The organism is Enterobacter cloacae, assembly GCF_013375935.1.
Lineage (GTDB): Bacteria > Pseudomonadota > Gammaproteobacteria > Enterobacterales > Enterobacteriaceae > Enterobacter > Enterobacter pasteurii.
On the sequence record NZ_CP056117.1, the window covers coordinates 4,373,666 to 4,396,229 of the forward strand.

23 protein-coding genes and 1 riboswitch are annotated in these 22,564 nt (G+C 59.1%); of the genes, 11 read left to right on the forward strand and 12 right to left on the reverse strand.

What is annotated here, in order from left to right:
• Window positions 1-82: 82 nt before the first annotated feature.
• Genes cecR through HWQ14_RS20540 form a run of 5 tightly spaced genes read left to right on the forward strand, consistent with a single transcriptional unit; the run spans window position 83 to window position 5,723 of the window.
• A complete protein-coding gene (cecR, locus tag HWQ14_RS20520) occupies window positions 83-760 on the forward strand; it encodes a transcriptional regulator CecR (RefSeq protein ID WP_148420755.1) in 678 nt (225 codons plus the stop codon).
• On the forward strand, window positions 757-1,752 hold the full coding sequence (gene hlyD / locus HWQ14_RS20525) for a secretion protein HlyD (RefSeq protein WP_176610834.1): 996 nt from the start codon (window positions 757-759) through the stop codon (window positions 1,750-1,752). Before cecR ends, hlyD begins: the two co-directional genes overlap by 4 nt.
• Window positions 1,745-3,484, forward strand: coding sequence for an ATP-binding cassette domain-containing protein (locus HWQ14_RS20530; protein ID WP_176610835.1), 1,740 nt, complete (start codon window positions 1,745-1,747; stop codon window positions 3,482-3,484). The genes hlyD and HWQ14_RS20530 overlap by 8 nt, the downstream gene beginning before the upstream one ends.
• Window positions 3,474-4,607, forward strand: coding sequence for an ABC transporter permease (locus HWQ14_RS20535; protein ID WP_176610836.1), 1,134 nt, complete (start codon window positions 3,474-3,476; stop codon window positions 4,605-4,607). The genes HWQ14_RS20530 and HWQ14_RS20535 overlap by 11 nt, the downstream gene beginning before the upstream one ends.
• A gap of 9 nt (window positions 4,608-4,616) precedes the next feature.
• A complete protein-coding gene (locus HWQ14_RS20540) occupies window positions 4,617-5,723 on the forward strand; it encodes an ABC transporter permease (RefSeq protein WP_148420759.1) in 1,107 nt (368 codons plus the stop codon).
• Here the strand turns inward: HWQ14_RS20540 and HWQ14_RS20545 are convergent.
• The gene (locus HWQ14_RS20545) at window positions 5,685-6,095 is read right to left on the reverse strand and encodes a YbhQ family protein (protein ID WP_006809522.1); all 411 of its coding nucleotides are present in this window, start codon (window positions 6,093-6,095) and stop codon (window positions 5,685-5,687) included. The genes HWQ14_RS20540 and HWQ14_RS20545 overlap by 39 nt on opposite strands.
• Before the next feature lie 133 nt (window positions 6,096-6,228).
• On the opposite strand from HWQ14_RS20545, the gene HWQ14_RS20550 reads away from it, so the two are divergent.
• The 3 genes from HWQ14_RS20550 to HWQ14_RS20560 are packed head-to-tail and all read left to right on the forward strand — an operon-like array spanning window position 6,229 to window position 9,187.
• Window positions 6,229-6,990 (forward strand): endonuclease/exonuclease/phosphatase family protein, encoded by a 762-nt coding sequence (locus HWQ14_RS20550; RefSeq protein WP_176610837.1) that lies wholly within the window; start codon window positions 6,229-6,231, stop codon window positions 6,988-6,990.
• Window positions 6,987-8,225: a cardiolipin synthase ClsB gene (clsB, locus tag HWQ14_RS20555; RefSeq protein WP_176610838.1), complete on the forward strand. Its 1,239-nt coding sequence runs from the start codon at window positions 6,987-6,989 to the stop codon at window positions 8,223-8,225. Before HWQ14_RS20550 ends, clsB begins: the two co-directional genes overlap by 4 nt.
• The gene (locus tag HWQ14_RS20560) at window positions 8,225-9,187 is read left to right on the forward strand and encodes a lysylphosphatidylglycerol synthase domain-containing protein (protein ID WP_176610839.1); all 963 of its coding nucleotides are present in this window, start codon (window positions 8,225-8,227) and stop codon (window positions 9,185-9,187) included. The genes clsB and HWQ14_RS20560 overlap by 1 nt, the downstream gene beginning before the upstream one ends.
• A 93-nt stretch (window positions 9,188-9,280) precedes the next feature.
• Here the strand turns inward: HWQ14_RS20560 and HWQ14_RS20565 are convergent, their stop codons facing one another.
• From HWQ14_RS20565 to moaA, 6 genes are all read right to left on the reverse strand, one after another.
• Window positions 9,281-9,988 carry a Bax inhibitor-1/YccA family protein gene (locus tag HWQ14_RS20565; RefSeq protein ID WP_176610840.1) on the reverse strand — a complete coding sequence of 236 codons (708 nt, stop codon included), beginning with the start codon at window positions 9,986-9,988 and terminating at the stop codon, window positions 9,281-9,283.
• A gap of 58 nt (window positions 9,989-10,046) precedes the next feature.
• Window positions 10,047-10,499, reverse strand: a complete 453-nt coding sequence (gene moaE, locus HWQ14_RS20570) for a molybdopterin synthase catalytic subunit MoaE (protein ID WP_176610841.1) — start codon at window positions 10,497-10,499, stop codon at window positions 10,047-10,049.
• Window position 10,500: 1 nt separating this feature from the next.
• Entirely contained in the window at window positions 10,501-10,746 is a 246-nt protein-coding gene (gene moaD, locus HWQ14_RS20575; RefSeq protein ID WP_176610842.1) for a molybdopterin synthase sulfur carrier subunit, read from the reverse strand.
• Window positions 10,739-11,224 (reverse strand): cyclic pyranopterin monophosphate synthase MoaC, encoded by a 486-nt coding sequence (gene moaC / locus HWQ14_RS20580; RefSeq protein ID WP_148420766.1) that lies wholly within the window; start codon window positions 11,222-11,224, stop codon window positions 10,739-10,741. Before moaC ends, moaD begins: the two co-directional genes overlap by 8 nt.
• Window positions 11,225-11,227: 3 nt before the next feature.
• A complete protein-coding gene (gene moaB / locus HWQ14_RS20585; RefSeq protein WP_148420767.1) occupies window positions 11,228-11,740 on the reverse strand; it encodes a molybdenum cofactor biosynthesis protein B in 513 nt (170 codons plus the stop codon).
• 24 nt (window positions 11,741-11,764) lie between these two features.
• Entirely contained in the window at window positions 11,765-12,754 is a 990-nt protein-coding gene (moaA, locus tag HWQ14_RS20590; RefSeq protein ID WP_148420768.1) for a GTP 3',8-cyclase MoaA, read from the reverse strand.
• A riboswitch (molybdenum cofactor riboswitch) is annotated at window positions 12,742-12,876 on the reverse strand. Its footprint overlaps the gene before it by 13 nt.
• 227 nt (window positions 12,877-13,103) lie before the next feature.
• Here moaA and yvcK point away from each other — a divergent pair.
• Complete coding sequence (yvcK, locus tag HWQ14_RS20595) at window positions 13,104-14,012, forward strand: uridine diphosphate-N-acetylglucosamine-binding protein YvcK (protein ID WP_148420769.1); 909 nt, start codon at window positions 13,104-13,106, stop codon at window positions 14,010-14,012.
• A gap of 62 nt (window positions 14,013-14,074) precedes the next feature.
• Here yvcK and uvrB read toward each other — a convergent pair whose 3' ends face one another.
• Window positions 14,075-16,090: an excinuclease ABC subunit UvrB gene (uvrB, locus tag HWQ14_RS20600; protein WP_176610843.1), complete on the reverse strand. Its 2,016-nt coding sequence runs from the start codon at window positions 16,088-16,090 to the stop codon at window positions 14,075-14,077.
• A 751-nt stretch (window positions 16,091-16,841) separates the two neighbouring features.
• Between uvrB and HWQ14_RS20605 the strand changes: the two genes are divergently transcribed.
• Complete coding sequence (locus tag HWQ14_RS20605; RefSeq protein ID WP_176610844.1) at window positions 16,842-17,564, forward strand: ABC transporter ATP-binding protein; 723 nt, start codon at window positions 16,842-16,844, stop codon at window positions 17,562-17,564.
• Here HWQ14_RS20605 and bioD read toward each other — a convergent pair.
• The 4 genes from bioD to bioB are packed head-to-tail and all read right to left on the reverse strand — an operon-like array spanning window position 17,527 to window position 21,154.
• Entirely contained in the window at window positions 17,527-18,228 is a 702-nt protein-coding gene (bioD, locus tag HWQ14_RS20610) for a dethiobiotin synthase (protein ID WP_176610845.1), read from the reverse strand. The genes HWQ14_RS20605 and bioD overlap by 38 nt on opposite strands.
• Window positions 18,221-18,976, reverse strand: a complete 756-nt coding sequence (bioC, locus tag HWQ14_RS20615; protein ID WP_176610846.1) for a malonyl-ACP O-methyltransferase BioC — start codon at window positions 18,974-18,976, stop codon at window positions 18,221-18,223. The genes bioD and bioC overlap by 8 nt, the downstream gene beginning before the upstream one ends.
• Window positions 18,960-20,117, reverse strand: coding sequence for an 8-amino-7-oxononanoate synthase (gene bioF / locus HWQ14_RS20620; protein WP_176610847.1), 1,158 nt, complete (start codon window positions 20,115-20,117; stop codon window positions 18,960-18,962). Before bioF ends, bioC begins: the two co-directional genes overlap by 17 nt.
• Window positions 20,114-21,154, reverse strand: coding sequence for a biotin synthase BioB (gene bioB, locus HWQ14_RS20625; RefSeq protein ID WP_148420775.1), 1,041 nt, complete (start codon window positions 21,152-21,154; stop codon window positions 20,114-20,116). Before bioB ends, bioF begins: the two co-directional genes overlap by 4 nt.
• A gap of 86 nt (window positions 21,155-21,240) precedes the next feature.
• On the opposite strand from bioB, the gene bioA reads away from it, so the two are divergent.
• Entirely contained in the window at window positions 21,241-22,530 is a 1,290-nt protein-coding gene (bioA, locus tag HWQ14_RS20630; RefSeq protein WP_413815246.1) for an adenosylmethionine--8-amino-7-oxononanoate transaminase, read from the forward strand.
• The last annotated feature ends 34 nt before the right edge of the window (window positions 22,531-22,564 follow it).

The window sequence follows — 22,564 nt, forward strand, 5'->3', positions numbered from 1 at the left end:
AAAATATCCCCGGCGATGCCTCGACGTTTGCGCGATTCCGGCATAATCTTAATCAATCGATTGATTAATTTTTAATACCGCCATGAATACGACCCCAACGACAACCAAAGGCGAACAGGCAAAAAGCCAGCTTATCGCCGCCGCGCTGGCGCAGTTTGGTGAGTATGGCCTGCATGCCACCACGCGGGATATCGCCGCCCAGGCCGGACAGAACATTGCGGCCATTACCTACTATTTTGGCTCAAAAGAGGATTTGTACCTCGCCTGCGCCCAGTGGATCGCCGATTTTATTGGCACCCACTTTCGTTCGCACGTTGAAGAGGCCACCGCGCTGTTCAGCCAGCCAGAACCCGACCGTGCCGCCATCCGCCAGCTTATTCTTAACGCCTGTCACAACATGATCCGCCTGCTGACGCACGACGATACGCTGAACCTGAGCAGGTTTATCTCCCGCGAGCAGCTCTCCCCCACTGCCGCCTACCAGCTGGTTCACGAACAGGTGATCGCCCCGATGCACACCCATCTGACCCGGCTTGTCGCAGCCTATACCGGACGGGACGCCAGCGATACCGCCACCATTTTGCATACCCACGCCCTGTTGGGCGAAGTACTCGCCTTCCGTCTGGGGCGCGAAACCATCCTGTTACGTACGGGCTGGACACAATTCGATGAGGATAAAGCCGCGCAAATTAGCCAGGTCATTACCCGCCACGTTGATCTGATCCTGCAAGGCTTAACGCAAAGGAGCGAGAAGTCATGAAAAAACCTGTCGCCATCATTCTGGTGGTTGTTATTTTGCTTGCTGCGGGCATTGGCGGCTGGCTGTGGTATCAGAGCCAGCAGGATCGTGGCCTGACGCTCTACGGCAACGTTGATATCCGCACCGTGAATATGAGCTTCCGCGTCGGCGGCCGGCTGGCCTCGCTGAACGTTGACGAAGGCGATGCCATTAAAGCCGGGCAGACGCTGGGGATGCTGGACAAGGCCCCGTTTGAGAACGCCCTGATGCAGGCAAAAGCAGGCGTTTCGGTCGCGCAGGCGCAGTATGACCTGATGCTGGCGGGCTATCGCGATGAAGAAATTTCTCAGGCCGCCGCTGCCGTTAAGCAGGCGAAAGCCGCCTATGACTACGCGCAGAATTTCTACAACCGCCAGCAGGGGCTGTGGAAAAGCCGCACCATTTCCGCCAACGATCTGGAAAATGCGCGCTCATCCCGCGACCAGGCCCAGGCGACGCTGAAATCCGCGCAGGATAAGCTCAGCCAGTACCGCTCCGGTAACCGCGCGCAGGACATTACTCAGGCAAAAGCCAGCCTCGAACAGGCCCAGGCGCAGCTGGCCCAGGCGGAGCTGGATCTGCGCGATACCACCCTCATCGCCCCGTCTGACGGCACCCTGATGACCCGCGCCGTGGAGCCGGGCAGCATGCTCAGCGCGGGCAGCACCGTATTAACGCTCTCCTTAACGCGTCCGGTATGGGTGCGCGCCTACATTGATGAGCCCAATCTCGGCCAGATGCAGCCGGGCCGCGAGCTGCTGCTCTACACCGACGGTCGCCCGGACAGGCCGTATCACGGCAAGGTGGGCTTTGTCTCCCCAACGGCTGAATTTACGCCGAAAACGGTTGAAACCCCGGATCTGCGTACCGACCTGGTGTATCGCCTGCGCATTATCGTTACCGACGCGGACGACGCGCTGCGCCAGGGTATGCCCGTTACCGTGACCTTAAACGACGGGGAACGACATGAATGATGCGGTTATCCAGCTCAATAATCTGGTCAAACGCTTTGCGGGGATGGACAAACCGGCGGTCGCGCCGCTGAACTGTACCATTCACAAAGGCTATGTGACCGGGCTGGTCGGCCCGGACGGCGCGGGTAAAACCACGCTGATGCGGATGCTGGCCGGGCTGCTGAAGCCGGATGAAGGCGCGGCAAGCGTGCTTGGCCTCGATCCGATTAAAGACGACGCGGCGCTCCACGGCATGCTCGGCTATATGCCGCAGAAGTTTGGCCTGTACGAAGATTTGACGGTGATGGAAAACCTCAATCTGTACGCCGACCTGCGCAGCGTCACCGGCGAAACCCGGCAGAACACCTTTGCGCGCCTGCTGGAGTTTACCTCCCTCGGCCCGTTCACTGACCGGCTGGCGGGCAAGCTCTCCGGCGGGATGAAGCAGAAGCTGGGGCTGGCCTGTACGCTGGTGGGCGAGCCGAAAGTGCTGCTGCTGGATGAACCCGGCGTGGGCGTGGACCCGATTTCCCGCCGCGAGCTGTGGCAGATGGTGCACGAGCTGGCGGGCGACGGCATGCTTATCCTCTGGAGCACCTCCTACCTTGATGAAGCAGAACAGTGCCGCGACGTGCTGCTGATGAACGAAGGGGAACTGCTCTATCAGGGCGAACCCACTAAGCTGACGCAAACCATGGCCGGACGCAGCTTCCTGCTGCACAGCCCGCAGGAGTCGAACCGCAGACTGCTCCAGCGGGTGCTGAAGCTCCCGCAGATCAGCGACGGGATGATTCAGGGACGTTCGGTGCGGGCGATCCTCAAAAAAGAGGCCACCGCCGACGATATCCGCCGGGCGCAGGGTATGCCTGAAATTGAGATGCAGGAAACTACCCCGCGCTTTGAAGACGCGTTTATCGATCTGCTGGGGGGCGCGGGAACCTCGGAGTCGCCGCTTGGCGCCATTCTGCACACGGTTGAAGGCACGGCGGGCGAAACGGTGATTGAAGCGAAATCGCTCACCAAGAAATTTGGCGACTTCGCCGCCACCGACAACGTCAACTTTGCCGTGAAGCGCGGCGAGATTTTTGGCCTGCTGGGGCCGAACGGCGCGGGAAAATCGACCACCTTTAAAATGATGTGCGGCCTGCTGGTGCCGACCTCCGGCAAGGCGCTGGTGCTGGACATGGATCTCAAGGTCAGTTCCGGCAAGGCGCGCCAGCACCTGGGCTATATGGCGCAGAAGTTTTCCCTGTACGGCAACCTGACGGTTGAGCAGAACCTGCGCTTTTTCTCCGGCGTCTACGGCCTGCGGGGACGGGCGCAGAACGAGAAGATCGGCCGCATGTGCGACGCCTTCGGCCTGACCGACATCGCCTCCCAGGCGACCGACGCGCTGCCGCTCGGCTTCAAGCAGCGGCTGGCGCTGGCCTGCTCGTTGATGCATGAGCCGGATATCCTGTTTCTTGATGAACCCACCTCGGGCGTGGATCCCCTCACCCGCCGCGAGTTCTGGCTGCATATCAACAGCATGGTGGAGAAAGGGGTTACGGTGATGGTCACCACCCACTTTATGGACGAGGCGGAGTACTGTGACCGCATCGGGCTGGTTTACCGCGGCAAGCTGATTGCTCACGGCACGCCGGACGATCTGAAAGCGCAGGCCGCCGACGACGAACAGCCGGACCCGACCATGGAGCAGGCGTTTATCACCCTCATCCACGACTGGGATAAGGAGAATGCCCATGCGCAGTAACGCCCTCTCCTGGCGCCGGGTACGCGCCCTGTGCGTCAAAGAGACCCGCCAGATCGTGCGCGATCCCAGCAGCTGGCTGATTGCGGTGGTGATCCCCCTGCTGCTGCTGTTTATTTTCGGCTACGGCATTAACCTCGACTCCAGCAAGCTGCGGATCGGGATTTTGCTGGAGCAGCAGAGCGAAGAGGCGCTGGACTTCACCCACGCCATGACCGGCTCGCCCTACATCGATGCCACCATCAGCGACAGCCGACAGGAATTGATCCAGAAAATGCAGGCCGGGAAAATTCGCGGCCTGATCGTCATCCCGGTGGATTTCGCGGCCAACATGGCGCGCCCGGGCGCCGATGCGCCGATCCAGGTGATTACCGACGGCAGCGAGCCGAACACCGCGAACTTTGTGCAGGGCTACGCGGAGGGGATCTGGCAGCTATGGCAGTTGCAGCGCGCCGAGGACCGGGGGGAAAAGTTTGAACCGCTGATTGACGTGCAGACGCGCTACTGGTTTAACCCCGCCGCCATCAGCCAGCACTTTATTATTCCGGGCGCGGTGACCATCATCATGACGGTGATAGGGGCGATCCTCACCTCGCTGGTCATCGCCCGCGAATGGGAGCGCGGCACCATGGAGGCACTGCTCTCCACCGAAGTGACGCGCGTCGAGCTGCTGCTCTGCAAGCTCATCCCCTACTACTTCCTCGGCATGCTGGCGATGCTGCTCTGCATGCTTGTCGCGGTCTTTATCCTCGGCGTGCCGTACCGCGGTTCACTCATCGTGCTGTTCTTTATTACCAGCCTGTTTTTACTGAGCACGCTGGGAATGGGGCTGCTGATCTCCACCATCACCCGCAACCAGTTTAACGCCGCGCAGGTGGCGCTTAACGCCGCCTTCCTGCCGTCGATTATGTTATCCGGGTTTATCTTCCAGATAGACAGTATGCCCGCGGTGATCCGCGCCGTGACCTACGTCATCCCGGCGCGCTACTTTGTCAGCACGCTGCAAAGCCTGTTCCTGGCGGGGAATATTCCGGTGGTGCTGATTATTAACACCCTGTTCTTGATGGCGTCGGCGGTGATGTTTATCGGCCTGACGTGGCTGAAAACCAGACGGCGACTGGACTGAGGAGTAAGTATGTTTCACCGTTTATGGACACTGATCCGCAAAGAGCTGCAATCGCTGCTGCGCGAGCCGCAGACCCGCGCCATTCTGGTGCTGCCGGTGCTGCTTCAGGTTTTACTGTTTCCGTTTGCCGCCACGCTGGAGGTGACTAACGCCACCATCGCCGTCTACAACGAGGACAACGGCAGGCATTCCGTCGAGCTGACCCAGCGCTTCGCCCGCGCCAAAGCCTTTACCCACGTGCTTTTGCTGAAAAGCCCGCAGGAGATCCAGCCCACCATCGACACGCAGAAAGCGTTGCTGCTGGTGCGCTTCCCGGCGGATTTCTCCCGTAACCTGGACACCTTCCAGACCGCGCCGATGCAGCTGATCCTCGACGGGCGTAACTCCAACAGCGCCCAGATAGCGGCGAACTACCTGCAACAGGTGGTGAAGGATTACCAGCAGGAGCTGATGACGGGCAAACCTAAACCCAACAACAGCGAGCTGGTGGTGCGCAACTGGTATAACCCGAATCTGGACTACAAGTGGTTCGTGGTACCGTCGCTTATCGCCATGATCACCACCATCGGTGTGATGATCGTCACCTCGCTGTCCGTGGCCCGCGAGCGGGAACAAGGTACGCTCGATCAGCTGCTGGTCTCCCCGCTCGCCACCTGGCAGATCTTCGTCGGCAAGGCGGTGCCGGCGCTGATTGTCGCCACCTTCCAGGCCACCATCGTGCTGGGTATTGGGATTTGGGCCTACCAGATCCCGTTCGCCGGTTCGCTGGCGCTGTTTTACTTCACGATGGTGATTTACGGCCTGTCGCTGGTAGGGTTTGGACTGCTGATTTCCGCGCTCTGCTCCACGCAGCAGCAGGCGTTTATCGGGGTGTTTGTCTTTATGATGCCGGCGATTTTGCTTTCAGGGTACGTTTCGCCTGTTGAGAACATGCCGGTATGGCTACAGGATTTGACGTGGATAAACCCGATTCGTCACTTTACGGATATCACCAAGCAAATCTATCTGAAGGATGCGAGTCTGGATATTGTGTGGGGAAGCTTGTGGCCGCTACTGGTCATCGCGGCCACAACGGGCTCAGTGGCCTATGCGATGTTTAGACGAAACATCGCGTAGCTTTTTCTCTTTGGTGAGCAACGACACCACCGCAGGCCCTGCGAGGATAGCCAGACCCGCCAGGGCCAGCAGCAGGTTGTTTTGCAGCACGCGTGACAGCAGCCACAGGACGATCATTGCCGCACCGAAATACCAGGTGGTGGTGAGCTCTTCGAGCACATCACCCACTTCACGCCAGCGCGCGTCGTGATGACGCTGTAAAAACAGCATCGACAGCACGGTCACGCCGTAAAGCACGCATAAGCCTAAGCCAACACGCACCAGCGTGCCGCTCATCCAGCCCATCACCAGTACGGCCACGACCAGTAAATGCAACATTATCTGCCAGCAACTCAAACCGGTTGCGACACGAACGCGTTGTTGCCACTTCATGGCTTCTCTCCTGAAGGATTTTTCTCTGCTAATTCAGACTACCGCACTTTACGGAAAATTCCGTAACGCCGCATCTTTTTGTGACGCCTACTACACTTTATTTTCATCGGGATAGTCACCCAGGAAGGTGTTTATGAGCAAAAAAACGCAGCATTTCTCGCTTAAGGTGCTGACGATAAACATTCATAAGGGCTTCACAGCATTTAACCGCCGCTTCATTTTACCGGAGCTGCGCGACGCGGTACGCACCGTCAGCGCCGATATTGTCTGCCTGCAGGAGGTCATGGGCGCCCACGAGGTGCATCCGATGCATTTCGAAAACTGGCCCGACACGCCCCACTACGAATTTCTGGCGGATACCATGTGGAGCGATTACGCCTACGGGCGCAACGCGGTCTATCCGGAGGGGCATCACGGTAACGCCGTGCTGTCGCGTTATCCAATTGAACATTATGAGAATCGCGACGTCTCCGTTGGGGAGAGCGAAAAGCGCGGGCTGCTATACTGCCGCATCACGCCGCCGGACCTTGATTACCCCATACACGTGGGCTGCGTGCACCTGGGCCTGCGTGAAGCCCACCGTCAGGCCCAGCTGCAGATGCTGGCAGAGTGGACGAATGCGCTGCCCGAGGGCGAGCCCGTGGTGGTTGCCGGTGATTTCAACGACTGGCGGCAGCGCGCCAACCATCCGCTGAAGGTGAACGCGGGGCTGGAGGAGATTTTCACCCGCGCGCGCGGGCGTCCCGCACGGACGTTTCCGGTGCGCTTCCCCCTGCTGCGCCTGGACCGCATCTACGTTAAAAATGCCCATGCCAGCAGCCCGACGGCGCTGGCCTTACTCAACTGGCGACATCTCTCCGACCATGCCCCACTCAGCGCGGAGATACACTTATGAAATGCACATGGCAGGAAGGTAACCGCATTACGCTGCTGGAAAACGGCGATAACTTTTATCCGGCGGTCTTTGAGGCGATTAGCCACGCACAGCAGAAAGTATTCCTGGAAACGTTTATCTGGTTTGAAGACGACGTTGGCCGACAGCTGCACGGCACGCTGCTGCAGGCCGCCCGGCGCGGTATAAAAATCGAGGTTCTGCTCGACGGGTATGGCTCGCCGGATCTCAGCGATGAATTTGTTAATGAGCTCACCGCCGCGGGCGTGGTGTTCCGCTATTACGACCCCGGCCCGCGCCTGTTCGGCATGCGCACCAACCTGTTCCGCCGTATGCACCGCAAAATCGTGGTGGTGGACGAAACGGTAGCGTTCGTGGGCGGCATTAACTACTCCGCTGAGCATATGTCGGATTACGGTCCGGAGGCCAAGCAGGACTACGCCATCCGCATTGAAGGACCGGTGGTGCAGGACATTCAGCTGTTCGTGCTGGAAAACCTGCCCGGCAAAGAGGCCGCTCGCCGCTGGTGGCGACGCCGCCATCGCCCGGAAGAGAACCGCAAGCCGGGCGAAGCCCAGGCGCTGTTTGTCTGGCGGGACAACGAGGAGCATCGGGACGACATCGAGCGCCACTACCTGAAGATGCTGGCCAACGCCAAACGCGAGGTAATTATCGCCAACGCCTACTTCTTCCCCGGCTACCGTATTTTGCACGCCATGCGCAACGCGGCCCGACGCGGCGTGAGCGTGAAGCTCATCGTGCAGGGCGAGCCGGATATGCCGATTGTGAAGGTCGGTGCCCGTCTGCTCTACCGCTACCTGGTGAAAAGCGGCGTGCAGATCTATGAATATCGCCGCCGCCCGCTGCACGGCAAAGTGGCCGTTATGGATGACCACTGGGCAACCGTCGGCTCCAGCAACCTCGATCCGCTGAGCCTGTCGCTCAATCTGGAGGCGAACCTGATTATTCACGATCGCCAGTTTAACCAGACCCTGCGCGACAACCTTCAGGGGCTTATCAAGAATGACTGCGTGCGGGTGGATGAATCCATGGTGCCGAAACGCAGCTGGTGGAACGTTGGCATCGGCGTGGTGGTGTTCCACTTCCTGCGCCACTTCCCGGCGATGGTGGGCTGGCTGCCCGCGCACACGCCGAAGCTGGCGCTGGTTGATCCTCCGGTTCAACCCGAAATGGAAACCCAGGACCGCGTTGAAGCGGAAGATGGAGGGAAAACCTGATGTCAAAATCGCATCCTCGCTGGCGGCTGGCGAAAAAAATACTCACCTGGCTGTTCTTTATTGCCGTCGCGGTACTGCTGGTGGTGTACGCCCAGAAAGTGGACTGGGAAGAGGTGTGGAAAGTTATCCGCAACTACAACCGGATGGTGCTGCTGGGGGCCGTTGGGCTGGTCATCGTGAGCTACCTGATGTACGGCTGCTACGACCTGCTCGGGCGTGCCTACTGCGGCCATAAGCTGGCAAAGCGGCAGGTGATGCTGGTGTCGCTCATCTGCTACGCCTTCAACCTGACGCTGAGCACCTGGGTGGGCGGCATCGGCATGCGCTATCGCCTGTACTCGCGCCTCGGATTACCCGGCGGAACCATCACCCGCATTTTCTCGCTGAGTATCACCACCAACTGGCTGGGATACATCCTGCTGGGCGGGGTGATTTTCACCATCGGCGTCGTGCAGCTGCCTGCGCACTGGTATATCGATGAAGCAACGTTGCGCATTCTGGGCATTGTGCTGCTGTTGATTATCGCGGTCTATCTGTGGGCGTGCGCCTTTGCTAAACGTCGCCATATGACCATTAAAGGTCAGAAGCTGGTGCTGCCGTCGTGGAAGTTCGCCGTTCTGCAAATGGTGGTTTCCAGCGCCAACTGGATGGCGATGGGGGCAATTATCTGGCTGTTGATCGGGGAAGATGTGAACTACTTCTTCGTGCTGGGCGTGCTGCTGGTGAGCAGTATTGCCGGCGTGATAGTCCATATCCCGGCGGGCATTGGCGTGCTGGAGGCGGTATTTATTGCCCTGCTGGCCGGCGAGCATGTCTCTCAGGGAACGATCATCGCTGCCCTCCTTGCGTACCGCATGATCTACTACTTCCTGCCGCTGGCGCTGGCAACGGTCTGCTATCTGGTGCTGGAAAGTCGGGCGAAGAAGCTGCGGGCGAAGAACGAGAAGGCGATGGCAAAATAAAAGCAAAACGGCAACTTCGTTGCCGTTTTTAGGGTTTGTTCCCTCTCCCGTGGGAGAGGATCAGGGTGAGGGCATCAGACAGCGCCATCCTCACTAACGACGGTTGCCGAAAATACGCAGCAGCATCAGGAACAGATTGATAAAGTCCAGATAAAGCGTCAGCGCGCCCAGAATTGAATATTTGCGCAGGTTAGCACTGTCGCGAACGTCAATCTGTTCACCGATATTTTTTAGCTTCTGGGTGTCATAGGCGGTTAAGCCGACAAAGATGACGACACCGATATAGGTTACCGCCCACATCAGCGCTTCACTCTTCAGCCACAGGTTCACCAGCGACGCCAGCACAATCCCAATCAGCCCCATAAACAGCATGCTGCCGAAACCGCTCAGATCGCGTTTGGTGGTGTAGCCGTACAGGCTCATCACGCCAAACATTCCACCGGTCACCACAAACGTGCTGGCGATTGAGGAGTAGGTGTAGACGATGAAGATGCTGGAAAGCGTCAGCCCGGTCAGCGCCGAGTAGAGCATAAACAGCGTGGTCGCCATCCCCGCGCTGAGCTTGTGCACCAGCCCGGAGAGGACGAACACCAGCGCCAGCTGCGCGATAATCAGCCCAAAGAAGGTGATTTTGCTGGAGAAGATGAACATCATCAGTTCAGGCGTTTTTGCCGCATACCAGGCGATAAACGCGGTAAGCAGCAGGCCAACCGTCATCCAGCCATATACCTGAGCCATGTAGGTCTGCAACCCGCTACGGGTCTGCTGTACTATCGAATCGGAACGCGGAAATCGGTCCATGATTCACTCCTGATTAAGTAAACACACACGTTAAGACTAACACATCCTCATAAACCTGTTACCAGCGGCTGGCAGCCTGCTTGTCGCTGTCGCGCGATTCTACCCAGCGCTCGCCTTCCGGCGTCGCCTCACGCTTCCAGAACGGGGCTTTGGTTTTAAGGTAGTCCATGATGAACTCCCCTGCCGCAAAGGCGCTCCCGCGGTGCGCGCTGGTGACGCCGACAAACACAATCTCTTCGCCGGGCCACATCTCACCGATGCGATGAATAACCGTAACGCGCCCCAGCGGCCAGCGGCCTCGCGCCTCTTCCACGATCGCCGCCAGCGATTTTTCGGTCATCCCCGGATAGTGCTCGAGCGTCAACGCTTTTACGCTGTCGCCGAGGTTGTGGTTACGCACTTTTCCGGTGAAGGTCACGACCGCGCCGTCTTCATCGCGCTCTGCCAGCCAGCCGTATTCGGTACCAACGCTAAAGCGTTCAGGGCCGACCAGAATTCGGGTTTCCACCATTTTAACCCCCCGTAACCGGCGGGAAGAATGCCACTTCATCCCCTTCGGCCAGCGGGTGGGTCATTTCCACCAGCGTCTGGTTAACGGCGGCCAGCAGCTTGCCCTCGTCCAGCGCCAGCGCCCAGCGGTCGCTTTGCGCAGCCAGATGCGCGCGCAGGGCGGCGACGTTTTCAAAAGTAGCGTCCAGCGTCAGGCTGTCGGTATCCACCAGCTCGCGGACCTGGGCAAAAAAGAGCACCTTAATCATGGCTGTCCACCTTAAAATCACCGGATTTGCCGCCGCTTTTCGCCAGCAGACGCACCGGGCCAATCACCATATCCTTCTGCACCGCTTTGCACATATCGTAGATGGTCAGCGCCGCCACGGACGCTGCCGTCAGCGCCTCCATCTCCACGCCGGTCTTCCCGGTCAAGCGGCAGAGGGATTCAATACGCACGCGGTTATGCTCCGGCTGCGCCTGCAGGTTCACCTCCACCTTGCTGAGCATCAGCGGATGGCAAAGCGGGATTAAGTCCCAGGTACGTTTTGCAGCCTGAATACCGGCGATGCGGGCGGTGGCAAACACGTCGCCCTTGTGATGGCTGCCGTCGATAATCATCGCCAGCGTCTGCGGCAGCATAGTGACGAACGCTTCAGCGCGCGCCTCGCGCACCGTTTCAGCCTTGGCGGAGACATCCACCATATGCGCTTCGCCGGCGGCGTTAATGTGGGTCAGTTGTGACATAGCTTATTTCTTTAAATGGGGATGAAAATTACACGGACGGGTACGGGCATCCAGCTGCGGGGCAATAATATTCTCCCACGCGGTGCGGCAGGCCTTAGTCGAACCCGGCATGGCGAAGATCAGCGTGTTGTTCGCCACGCCCGCTACGGCGCGCGACTGAAGCGTGGAGGTGCCAATCTCTTCAAAGGAGAGCATGCGGAACACTTCACCGAAGCCTTCCACTTCGCGATCGAACAGCGGGAGCAGCGCTTCTGGCGCCTGGTCGCCTGCGGTAAAGCCGGTACCGCCGGTAATCAGCACCACCTGGACGTCCTCACCCGCAATCCACTGCGAGACCTGCGCGCGAATGGCGTAACGGTTCTCTTTGACGATCGCTTTATCAACAACCTGGTGTCCGGCTTCGTGTGCCGCCTCGCGCAGCCAGTGGCCGGAGGTGTCATCCTCTTCACCGCGACGATCGGAAACGGTAAGAATAGCAATGCGTGTCGGGATAAATTCTGCGCTTACCTGACTCATCTTCTGGTTCCTTCTAAAGCCTGATTACCCGCCGATATAAGACAGGTTCTGAGTAATTCCGGTATTGCCCTGATGCAGGAAATGGGTCTGCTTTTTGTGCGTCAGCGCCTCGGAAATGCGTGCTTCAAGCGCGTCCTGCTGGGCATCGTCTTCCAGCAAATCACGCAGATCGACGCCGCCATCTCCGAACAGGCAGAGGTGCAGTTTGCCCACGGAGGAGACGCGCAGGCGGTTGCAGCTGGCACAGAAGTCTTTCTCATAGGGCATGATAAGCCCGATTTCGCCTTCATAATCCGGGTGACAGAAGACCTGCGCCGGGCCATCGCTACGCTGGCGGATCTGATGGATCCAGCCGCGCTTCAGCAGTTCATCGCGCAGCACCATGCCGGAGATGTGATGCCGGCGGAACAGCTCGCTGCCCTCTCCGGTTTCCATCAGCTCAATAAAACGCAGTTGAATGCGGCGCGGTTTGATCCACGCCAGGAAGGTGTCCAGCTGATGGTGATTCACATCACGCATCAAAACGGTATTGACTTTGACCTTGTCGAAACCGGCCGTAAACGCCGCGTCAATGCCGTCCATCACCTGACGGAACTTGTCCTGGCCGGTAATGGCGTGGAACTGACGGGCGTCAAGGCTATCGACGCTGACGTTAATCGCCGTCAGGCCCGCTTCGCGCCAGTTCGCCACGTCGCGCGCCATGCGATAGCCATTGGTGGTCACCGCAATCTGGCGGATACGCTCGTTTTCGCGCACGGCGGCAATGATGTCAGGGAAATCACGACGCAGGGAGGGTTCTCCCCCGGTCAGACGGACCTTTTCCGTACCGAGTTCAGAGAACGCACGCGTGACGCGGCGCACTTCATCCACGGAGAGAAAGCCGTTATTGGTGACGCTGCCAGGCTTATAGCCGTCGGGCAGACAGTAGGTGCAACGGAAGTTACACACATCGGTAATCGACAAACGTAAGTAGAAAAACTTACGCGCGAAAGCATCAGTAAGTTGTGAAGCCATGTACACCTTTCCAGATACGGGAGGCACAGTCATTTCTTTCTGTACCCTGGTGGCAAATCCGCCACGGCCAGGGCGCCATATCTCTCGACACAGGCGCCAGGGCTAGAGTGTATGTTTTCAGTTTTGAAAACGTGGTTATGGCGATAGTAGCGTGGAAATCTCCACTGCGCCATTCTCGCTTTTCGCTATATAAATTTATACATAACGGTGTTATCGTGCATTTTCACTACAGAATACGCAAAAACAGCGCTTTCGCATTGATATACGTCATTATGGATTGTGAGAAGCATCGTCTTTTAGGGGTAGTTGCGTTACTGTGACGCAAGATAAAACAGGATAAGGAATGGGTATGCGCAATCGCACTTTTGCGGATCTGGACCGCGTGGTCGCACTTGGAGGAGGCCATGGCCTGGGTCGGGTTATGTCGTCGTTATCGTCACTTGGCTCACGCCTGACGGGCATCGTGACCACCACCGACAACGGCGGCTCCACCGGGCGGATCCGACGCGCCGAAGGCGGGATTGCCTGGGGTGACATGCGCAACTGTCTTAACCAGCTCATTACGGAGCCAAGCGTGGCCTCGGCGATGTTTGAGTACCGTTTTGGCGGGAATGGCGAACTTTCAGGCCATAACCTGGGAAATCTGATGTTAAAGGCGCTGGACCACCTGAGCGTGCGGCCTCTGGAGGCGATCAACTTAATTCGTAACCTCCTCAAAGTGGATGCGTTTCTGATCCCGATGTCGGAACAGCCGGTGGATTTGATGGCGATCGATGCCGACGATCACGAGGTATACGGCGAGGTGAATATCGATCAGCTTATTCTGCCGCCAAAAGAGTTGATGACCTACCCCAGCGTACACGCAACGCGTGAAGCGGTAGAAGCGATTGGCGAAGCCGATCTTATCCTGATTGGGCCGGGAAGTTTTTATACCAGCCTGATGCCGATCCTGCTGGTAAACGAGCTGGCGCAGGCGCTGCGCAGAACGCCCGCGCCCATGGTGTATATCGGTAATTTAGGTCGCGAACTCAGCCCGGCGGCGGCGAGCCTGTCGCTGGCAGACAAGCTTGAACTGATGGAGCAGTACGTCGGCAAAAAAATTATCGACGGTGTCGTGGTCGGGCCGAAAGTGGATGTGTCGGGAATTGGCGATCGCGTGGTGGTGCAGGAGCCGCTGGAGGCGAGCGACATTAAATACCGTCACGACCGCCATCTGCTGCGCGAGGCGCTGGAGAAGGCGATTCAGGAGTTGGGGTAGGATCGTTTTGTGCGGCCTGATGCCCTCTCCCACAGGGAGAGGACGAAAACACGCTGCTTTACCTAAGATGCGGCGATGAAGAGATCCCGCAGCTGATGCAGCTGGTCGCGGATTTGCGCCGCCTCTTCGAACTCCAGGTTCTGGGCGTGCTGCATCATCTGCCCTTCCAGCTCGTGGATCTTCTGCTGCAGCGCTTTCGGCGTCAGCGCGACGGTATCCTCTTCAACCACTGAACGGGCCTTGCCGCGGCCTTTCGCTTTGGTCTTCGCAATGTTCTGACCCAGCGCCAGAATATCCACCACCTTCTTGTTCAGCCCCTGCGGTGTAATGCCGTGCTCTTCGTTATAGCGCTGCTGCTTCTCGCGACGACGTTCCGTTTCGCCAATGGCTTTCGCCATCGACGGGGTAATTTTATCCCCGTACAGGATCGCCTTCCCGTTGACGTTACGCGCGGCGCGGCCAATGGTCTGGATCAGCGAACGCTCGGAGCGCAGGAAGCCCTCTTTGTCGGCGTCCAGAATGGCCACCAGAGAAACTTCCGGCATGTCCAGACCTTCTCGCAGAAGGTTGATCCCCACCAGCACGTCGAACTCGCCAAGACGCAGATCGCGGATAATCTCCATGCGCTCCACGGTATCGATATCCGAGTGCAGATAACGCACCTTCTCGCCGTGCTCTTCCAGATACTCCGTCAGATCTTCCGCCATGCGCTTGGTGAGCGTGGTAACCAGCACGCGCTCGTTGATGGCGGAACGGGCGCGAATTTCCGAGAGCAGGTCGTCCACCTGGGTTGCCACCGGACGCACTTCGATAATCGGATCCAGCAGCCCGGTCGGGCGCACCACCTGGTCCACCACGTCATCACCGGATTTTTCCAGCTCGTAGTTGCCCGGCGTTGCCGATACGTAGATAGTCTGCGGGGCAAGCGCCTCAAACTCTTCAAACTTCATCGGACGGTTATCCAGCGCTGACGGCAGACGGAACCCGTACTCCACCAGCGTCTCTTTACGCGCGCGGTCACCGCGGTACATCCCGCCGATCTGGGGGATGGTGACGTGGGATTCGTCGATCACCAGCAGGCCGTCCGCCGGAAGGTAGTCAAACAGCGTAGGCGGCGCTTCGCCCGGCCCGCGCCCGGAAAGATAGCGTGAGTAGTTTTCAATGCCGGAGCAGTATCCCAGCTCGTTCATCATCTCGATATCGAACTGGGTACGCTGGCTCAGGCGCTGCTCTTCCAGCAGCTTGTTGTTCGCCAGCAGCACCTTGCGGCGGTCCGCCAGCTCAACCTTGATCTCTTCCATCGCCTGCACGATACGCTCGCGTGGCGTGACGTAGTGCGTTTTCGGGTAGATGGTGAAGCGCTGGATAACGGACTCGACGTGGCCGGTCAGCGGATCGAACAGCGACAGCCGTTCCACCTCTTCGTCGAACAGCTCAACGCGCAGCGCCATGTCGTCCGATTCCGCCGGGAAGATGTCGATCACCTCACCGCGCACGCGGAAGGTCCCGCGCTGAAACGCCTGGTCGTTACGGGTGTACTGCAGCTCCGCCAGACGGCGCAAAATCGCGCGCTGATCGATGATCATCCCCTGCGTCAGGTGCAGCATCATCTTGAGATAGAGATCCGGATCGCCCAGGCCGTAGATCGCCGAAACCGAGGCCACCACCACCACGTCGCGACGCTCCAGCAGCGCTTTGGTCGCCGACAGACGCATCTGCTCAATGTGTTCATTCACCGAGGCATCTTTTTCGATGAACGTGTCGGAGCTGGGAACGTAGGCTTCCGGCTGGTAATAGTCGTAGTAGGAGACGAAATACTCTACGGCGTTTTCCGGGAAGAACTCTTTCATCTCACCGTACAGCTGCGCCGCCAGCGTTTTGTTGGGCGCCAGGACCATGGTTGGCCGCTGAAGATCGGCAATGACGTTGGCAATGGTAAACGTTTTACCCGAACCGGTTACTCCAAGCAGGGTCTGGTGCGCCAGCCCGTCTTCCAGCCCCTCTTCCAGGCGACGAATAGCCTCGGGCTGGTCCCCGGATGGACGGAAAGCAGAATTCAATTTGAACGGTTTACTCATGGGCAACGACCTGATGACGTAATAAGCGGCAGGTGAGTAATTTTACTCGTTGTGGCCAGGATTGCCAGTAAAAAACACTGGATGAAAAACCAGTAGCGTGTCAGGATATTTAGCGTAGCGGGGAGAGGTTTAGCGCGATCCCGACCAAAATTTTATATCAGACAAAATAAAACACCACGCTTTGGGGGTTATCCCCAGAACTATTACTTTTTTAACATTTGTCAAGGGACGATATGAAAGTTTTGTGGCAACCCGTCGTGGTGCGGTGCCGGGAATTGCATTTATCTAATTCGTTAATAAACAAAGACTATTTCATCAAGCCGCGTTTCGCATCAATTTGGGCGTAACCCGCGTATTCTCTCGCTTATCGCGTGTTTTCTAACTCTAATGCACAAGGTTATCCACAGGAATAGTGGATAACTGCCTCCAGCCCGTATGGCGCGTACTTCAGCAAATTCCCGGTTTTTCCCACGAAGCGGCGGTAAAAAATTTTTATCACTCTTTTTTGCCTGGAAAGCGCTCAATTTTTCATAAGCCGTCGGTGAGATCTTAATCACATTTCCGTCATTTTCCCCTGCACCACAATTCAACATGTTCGGCACCGGGAGCGTGCATTTGAAGCAGCCGTATTACTTTTAAGCAGTGTGTTATTCCTAAAAACGGCCTTTTTTTAATCATTATTCAGCTTCTGGCAGGCGTTTTGCAGACATCAACCTGAGCCTTACACCCACACATTTTTAAGGAGAGAAAGATGTTGAGTCTGCGTGCTGTAAATCAGTTTTACGGGAGCCAACATACGCTATGGAACGTGAATGTCGACTTTCCACAAGGGATCTGTACAGGCATCGTTGGCCTGCCCGGCATGGGCAAATCCACGCTCATGAACTGCATTACCGGAAAAGTGCCCGTCGAGAGCGGCACCATCATCTGGCATGAAGCCGGTGCGCCGCCGCGTAATTTGCTCAGCCCGTCGGCAGAACCCCCTGCGCCGCCAACGATAGGCTACGTCCCGCAGGATCGGCGGATATTTTCCCAGCTGACCATTGATGAAAACCTGCATATCGCCATGCGGGCGACGGGGAAACCCGATCCTGCCGCAAAAAGCGAGGCGTATGATCTGTTTCCGGAGCTGTATCCGCTGCGCCAGGTCCGCGCCGCTACGCTTTCGCCTGACGACCAGTATCGGCTGGCCCTGGCCAGCGCGCTGGTTAACCGCCCGCGGGTGCTGATCCTGGATGAGCCCATGCATGGCGCCGGGCAGAGTTTCGCCCACAGGCTGGGACAGCTGCTGTTGCGGCTGAATCGGGAGCTGGGAATGACGGTGCTGTTAGCGGAGCAGCAGCTGTCGTTTATCCGCCGGGTGGCGGACCGTTTCTGCATGCTCTATCGCGGGCGTAACGTGGCGCAGGGCCACGTTAACGAACTGAATGACGAGCTTATTGCACACTGGATGGCGCGGGACGTAAGGCGCTGAGATTGAGATACTGCCCGGTTTCCGCCTGCTCTGCACCGTCGGCAAGCCACGGGATCTCCCCCAGGAACGGCGCTGGCAGCATCCGCTTCAGCGTCGCCAGATACTCAGCATGGCGCTTACCCGGCGCAACCACGTCGTTGGCTATCCAGCCTGCCAGCGGCAGCCCGGCCTGCCGTACGGCCTGAGCGGTCAGCACGGCGTGGTTAATACACCCAAGCTTCACGCCAACCACCAGAATCACCGGGAGCCGTTCGGCCTGCACCCAGTCGGCAAACGTCTGCTGTTCCGAAAGCGGGGTAAACCAGCCGCCGGCCCCTTCCACCAGCACCCAGTCGGCCTGACTTTCAAGCGCGCGCAGGCCGGATGAGAGCACGGCGAACTCAATCGGACGGCCTTCATCAGCACTCACGATGTGCGGCGAGGTTGGCTCGGCAAAGGTGTAGGGATTTACCGCAGAATAGGCAAGGCTGAGGCTGCCGTTACGCTGTAGCGCCAGCGCGTCGGTATTGCGTAACCCCTCAGGGGTCATCTCGCTGCCGGAGGCCACGGGCTTATATCCGGCGGCCTTTTTCCCCAGCCGTTTCGCCGCCTGCAGCAGCGCGGCGCTGGCAACCGTTTTACCGACTTCGGTGTCCGTGCCGGTAACAAAATAACGTTCAGTCACGTTCAATAATCCCATGAAAAAGATGATAGGAGAGCGGGAACTGGCCCCGCGCCTGCGGCCAGGCCAGCTCCAGACGCTGTAGCTGACCGCGGGTGAGCGGCTTCTTCTCCCGCCCGGCGTGCAGGTGCGTGGCGCCAATGCCCTTCAGAGAGCGCATGGCGCTTAGCGCATCGCTAAATTCGAGGGTGACGGTCTGGGCCACGCCGCGATAGCGCCAGCCGTCCAGCGCCTGGATGACCTGCCCGTGGGAGAGAAACCGGTTGGCGTGCGGCTGCGCATCCACCGCCCTCCACGCCTGATTCAGCTCCGGCAGCGAACTTTTCAGCAGGGTGGTAAACGCCACCGTCCCGCCGGGCCGCGCCACGCGGTACAGCTCGCGCAGCGCCTGCGGCAGGCTGGTGCACCACTGCACCGCCAGATGGCTCCAGACCAGGTCGAACCGGGCGTCCGCCAGCGGAATGGACTCGATATCTGCCACCAGATAATGGTCCGCCGACTGCTGATGACGGGCTTCTTCCAGCATTCGCGAGGACAGATCCAGCGCCGTAACGTGGCTGCCGTTCTCGCGCCAGTAGCGGCTGTTGCTTCCCGGCCCGCAGCCCGCGTCCAGCACCTGCGCAAACCGTTTGTCGCCGAGCGCGGAGAGCAGCCCGCGCGCGCTCAGGCGCTGCAGCTCATCGTGCTGTGAATAGCTTTGCGCAGCCCGGCCAAACGCCGCGGCAACGGCCTGCTTATTGACGGGAGACATGCAGGGCCTCCAGAAGGGCGTCGATATCCCCGGCTTCGTGCGCTGCCGTGAGCGTCAGACGCAAACGCGCGGTGCCCGGCGGAACGGTAGGCGGACGGATAGCCGTCACCCACATTCCGCTTTCCCGCAGCGCCTGTGCCAGCGCCAGCGCCCGGTGGTTTTCGCCCACGATCAGAGGCTGTATGGCGCTTTGTGAATCGGTCAGGCGGAACGGGAGCTCGCTAATGCCCCGGCGAAAACGCTGAATATGTTCAGCCAGGCGCGCACGGCGTTCAGCCCCCTCTTCGCCGCGGATCACGGACAGTGACGCGCAAAGCGCCACGGCCTGCGCCGGGGGCATGCTGGTGCTGTAGATCAGATGCCGGGCGAACTGGACCAGGTAATCGGCCACCGGCTCGCTGCACAGCACCGCGGCGCCGCTAACGCCAAACCCTTTTCCGAAGGTAACCACCAGCAGCTCCGGCCTGACGCGCTGCCGGTACGCGCTTCCGCGCCCCTCTTCGCCAACGACGCCAGTGCCGTGGGCATCGTCAACCATCAGCCAGGCATTATGCCGTTTTGCGGCCTCGTGCAGGGCGGCGAGCGGCGCGCTGTCGCCATCCATGCTGAATATCCCTTCCGTCACCGCCAGCTGGAGACCTGTACCGTTTTTTTCCAGCAGGGCGTTCAGCTGAGCGACATCGTTATGGGCAAAACGCCGCAGCTGCGCCGGGCTGAGATGTGCCGCTTCGAGCAGCGAGGCGTGGCTCAGGCGGTCTGCAACAATGCGGTCCTCTTTGCCCATCAGGGCAGAAATTACCGCCTGATTGGCGGCAAAACCGGAGATAAACAGCAGCGCGCGCGGATAGCCCAGCCAGTCGGCCAGCGCCTCCTCCAGCGCCTGATGCGCGGCGGTGTAGCCGCTGACGTGCCCGGAGCCGCCGCTGCCCACGCCGTAACTTTCCGCGCCCTGCTGCCAGGCACGAACGACCTGCGGGTGCTGGCTCAGGCCAAGATAGTCGTTGCTGGAGAAATTGCAGAACCGCTGGCCTTCCCGGGTGAGAAAACGGCCTGCGCCGTGTTCCACCACCCCGCGTACCCGAAACGCATCCGCCGCCCGACGCTCGTCGAGCGCGGTACTGATGCGCGCCTGCCAGGTCATACGGCTGCCGCGTTGTAGAACCGATCGGTGTCGGCATTGAAAATCTGCTGCTCCAGCTGCTGCTGTTGCTCGTTATCCCCCGCCTGCACCCCGGTCTGGTGCGGGTTCAGCCCCAGCTTGCGGAACAGCTGAACGTCTTTGTCCTCTTCCGGGTTCGGCGTGGTCAGCAGCTTGCAGCCGTAGAAAATGGAGTTGGCCCCGGCCATAAAGCACATCGCCTGGGTCTGCTCGCTCATCTGCTCGCGACCGGCAGAAAGGCGAACGTAAGAGGTCGGCATCATGATGCGCGCCACCGCGATGGTGCGGATAAAATCAAACGCATCCACGTCGTCGTTATCCGCCAGCGGCGTGCCTTTCACCTTCACCAGCATGTTGATTGGCACGCTTTCCGGCGGGGTCGGCAGGTTCGCCAGCTGTAACAGCAGGCCGGCACGATCCTTCACCGTCTCGCCCAGGCCCACGATACCGCCGGAACAGACCTTGATCCCCGCGTCACGCACCTTATCCAGCGTGTCCAGACGCTCCTGATAGGTGCGCGTGGTGATGATGTTGCCGTAGAACTCCGGCGAGGTGTCGAGGTTGTGGTTGTAATAATCCAGCCCCGCCGCCGACAGACGCTGCGCCTGCTCGTCGTTCAGCGTGCCGAGCGTCATGCAGGCTTCGAGCCCCATCTCCTTCACGCCCTTTACCATCTGCTCCAGATACGGCATGTCGCGATCGCTGGGGTTTTTCCACGCCGCCCCCATGCAGAAACGGGTCGAGCCGGCGTTTTTTGCCTTACGCGCGGAGTCGAGCACCTGCTCCACCTCCATCAGGCGCTCGGATTCAAGTCCGGTTTTATAGCGCGCGCTTTGCGGGCAATATTTGCAGTCTTCCGGGCAGGCACCGGTTTTGATCGACAGCAGCGTGCTGACCTGAACATGGCGAGGGTCGAAGTGCTGACGGTGCACCTGCTGCGCTTCAAACATCAGCTCCAGGAAAGGTTTATTGAATAATTCAGTGACTTGCGACATCGTCCAGCGTGCGTGGTGAGCCATCGGGCTTCTCCAAAGGGTTTTGTTAATTGTCGGTTCGGTTTATACTTGTAAACCTAAAACTTTTCAAAATGGTTTACAAGTCGATTATGACCCAGGACGATCTCGCCTTCGACAGACAGCATATCTGGCACCCTTACACCTCCACGTCCCGTCCCCTTCCCGTCTATCCGGTGGCCTCCGCACACGGATGCGAGCTGCATCTCGCCAGCGGCGAGCGGCTTGTGGACGGAATGTCCTCCTGGTGGGCAGCGATCCATGGCTATAACCATCCGCGGCTGAACGCGGCGATGAAGTCCCAGATTGACCGGATGTCACACGTGATGTTTGGCGGGATCGCCCATCAGCCTGCGGTCGATCTGTGCCGCCGTCTGGTAGCGATGACTCCCGACGCGCTGGAGTGCGTGTTTCTTGCCGACTCCGGCTCGGTGGCCGTGGAGGTGGCAATGAAAATGGCGTTGCAGTACTGGCATGCGAAAGGCGAAACGCGCCAGCGGTTCCTCACCTTCCGCAACGGCTATCACGGCGACACCTTTGGCGCGATGTCGGTGTGCGATCCGGACAACTCCATGCACAGCCTGTGGAAAGGCTATCTGCCGGAAAACCTGTTTGCTCCGGCTCCGCAGAGCCGCTTCGACGGCGAATGGGACGAGATGGACATAGTGGGCTTTGCGCGGCTGATGGCGGCCCATCGCCATGAGATTGCTGCCGTGATTCTCGAGCCGATTGTGCAGGGCGCGGGCGGAATGCGGATGTACCATCCCGAATGGCTGAAGCGCATTCGAAAAATGTGCGACCGCGAGGGCATTCTGCTGATAGCCGATGAGATCGCCACCGGCTTTGGCCGCACCGGGAAGCTTTTCGCCTGCGAGCATGCGGGTATTGCGCCGGATATTCTGTGCCTGGGCAAAGCGTTGACCGGCGGCACCATGACGCTCTCCGCCACGCTTACCACACGCCACGTTGCCGACACCATCAGCGACGGCGAAGCGGGCTGTTTTATGCACGGCCCAACGTTTATGGGCAACCCGCTGGCCTGCGCGGTGGCAAGCGAAAGCCTCGCCATTCTGGAGAGCGGCGAATGGCAGGCGCAGGTGGCGGCGATTGAGGCGCAGCTGAAACAGGCGCTGAGCGCGGCGGCGGATGCGCCATACGTGACGGACGTCCGCGTGCTGGGCGCCATCGGCGTGGTCGAAACGACGCATCCGGTTAACATGGCCGCGTTGCAGCGCTTCTTCGTTGACCAGGGCGTGTGGGTGCGGCCGTTCGGTAAGCTGATCTACCTGATGCCCCCGTACAGCATATCGCAGGAGCAGTTACGCAAGCTCACGTCGGCGGTGGTTAAAGCCGTGACTATACCGGCGCATTTCACGATTTAACCCTATGGGTTACACTTTGTGAACGAGTGACTCA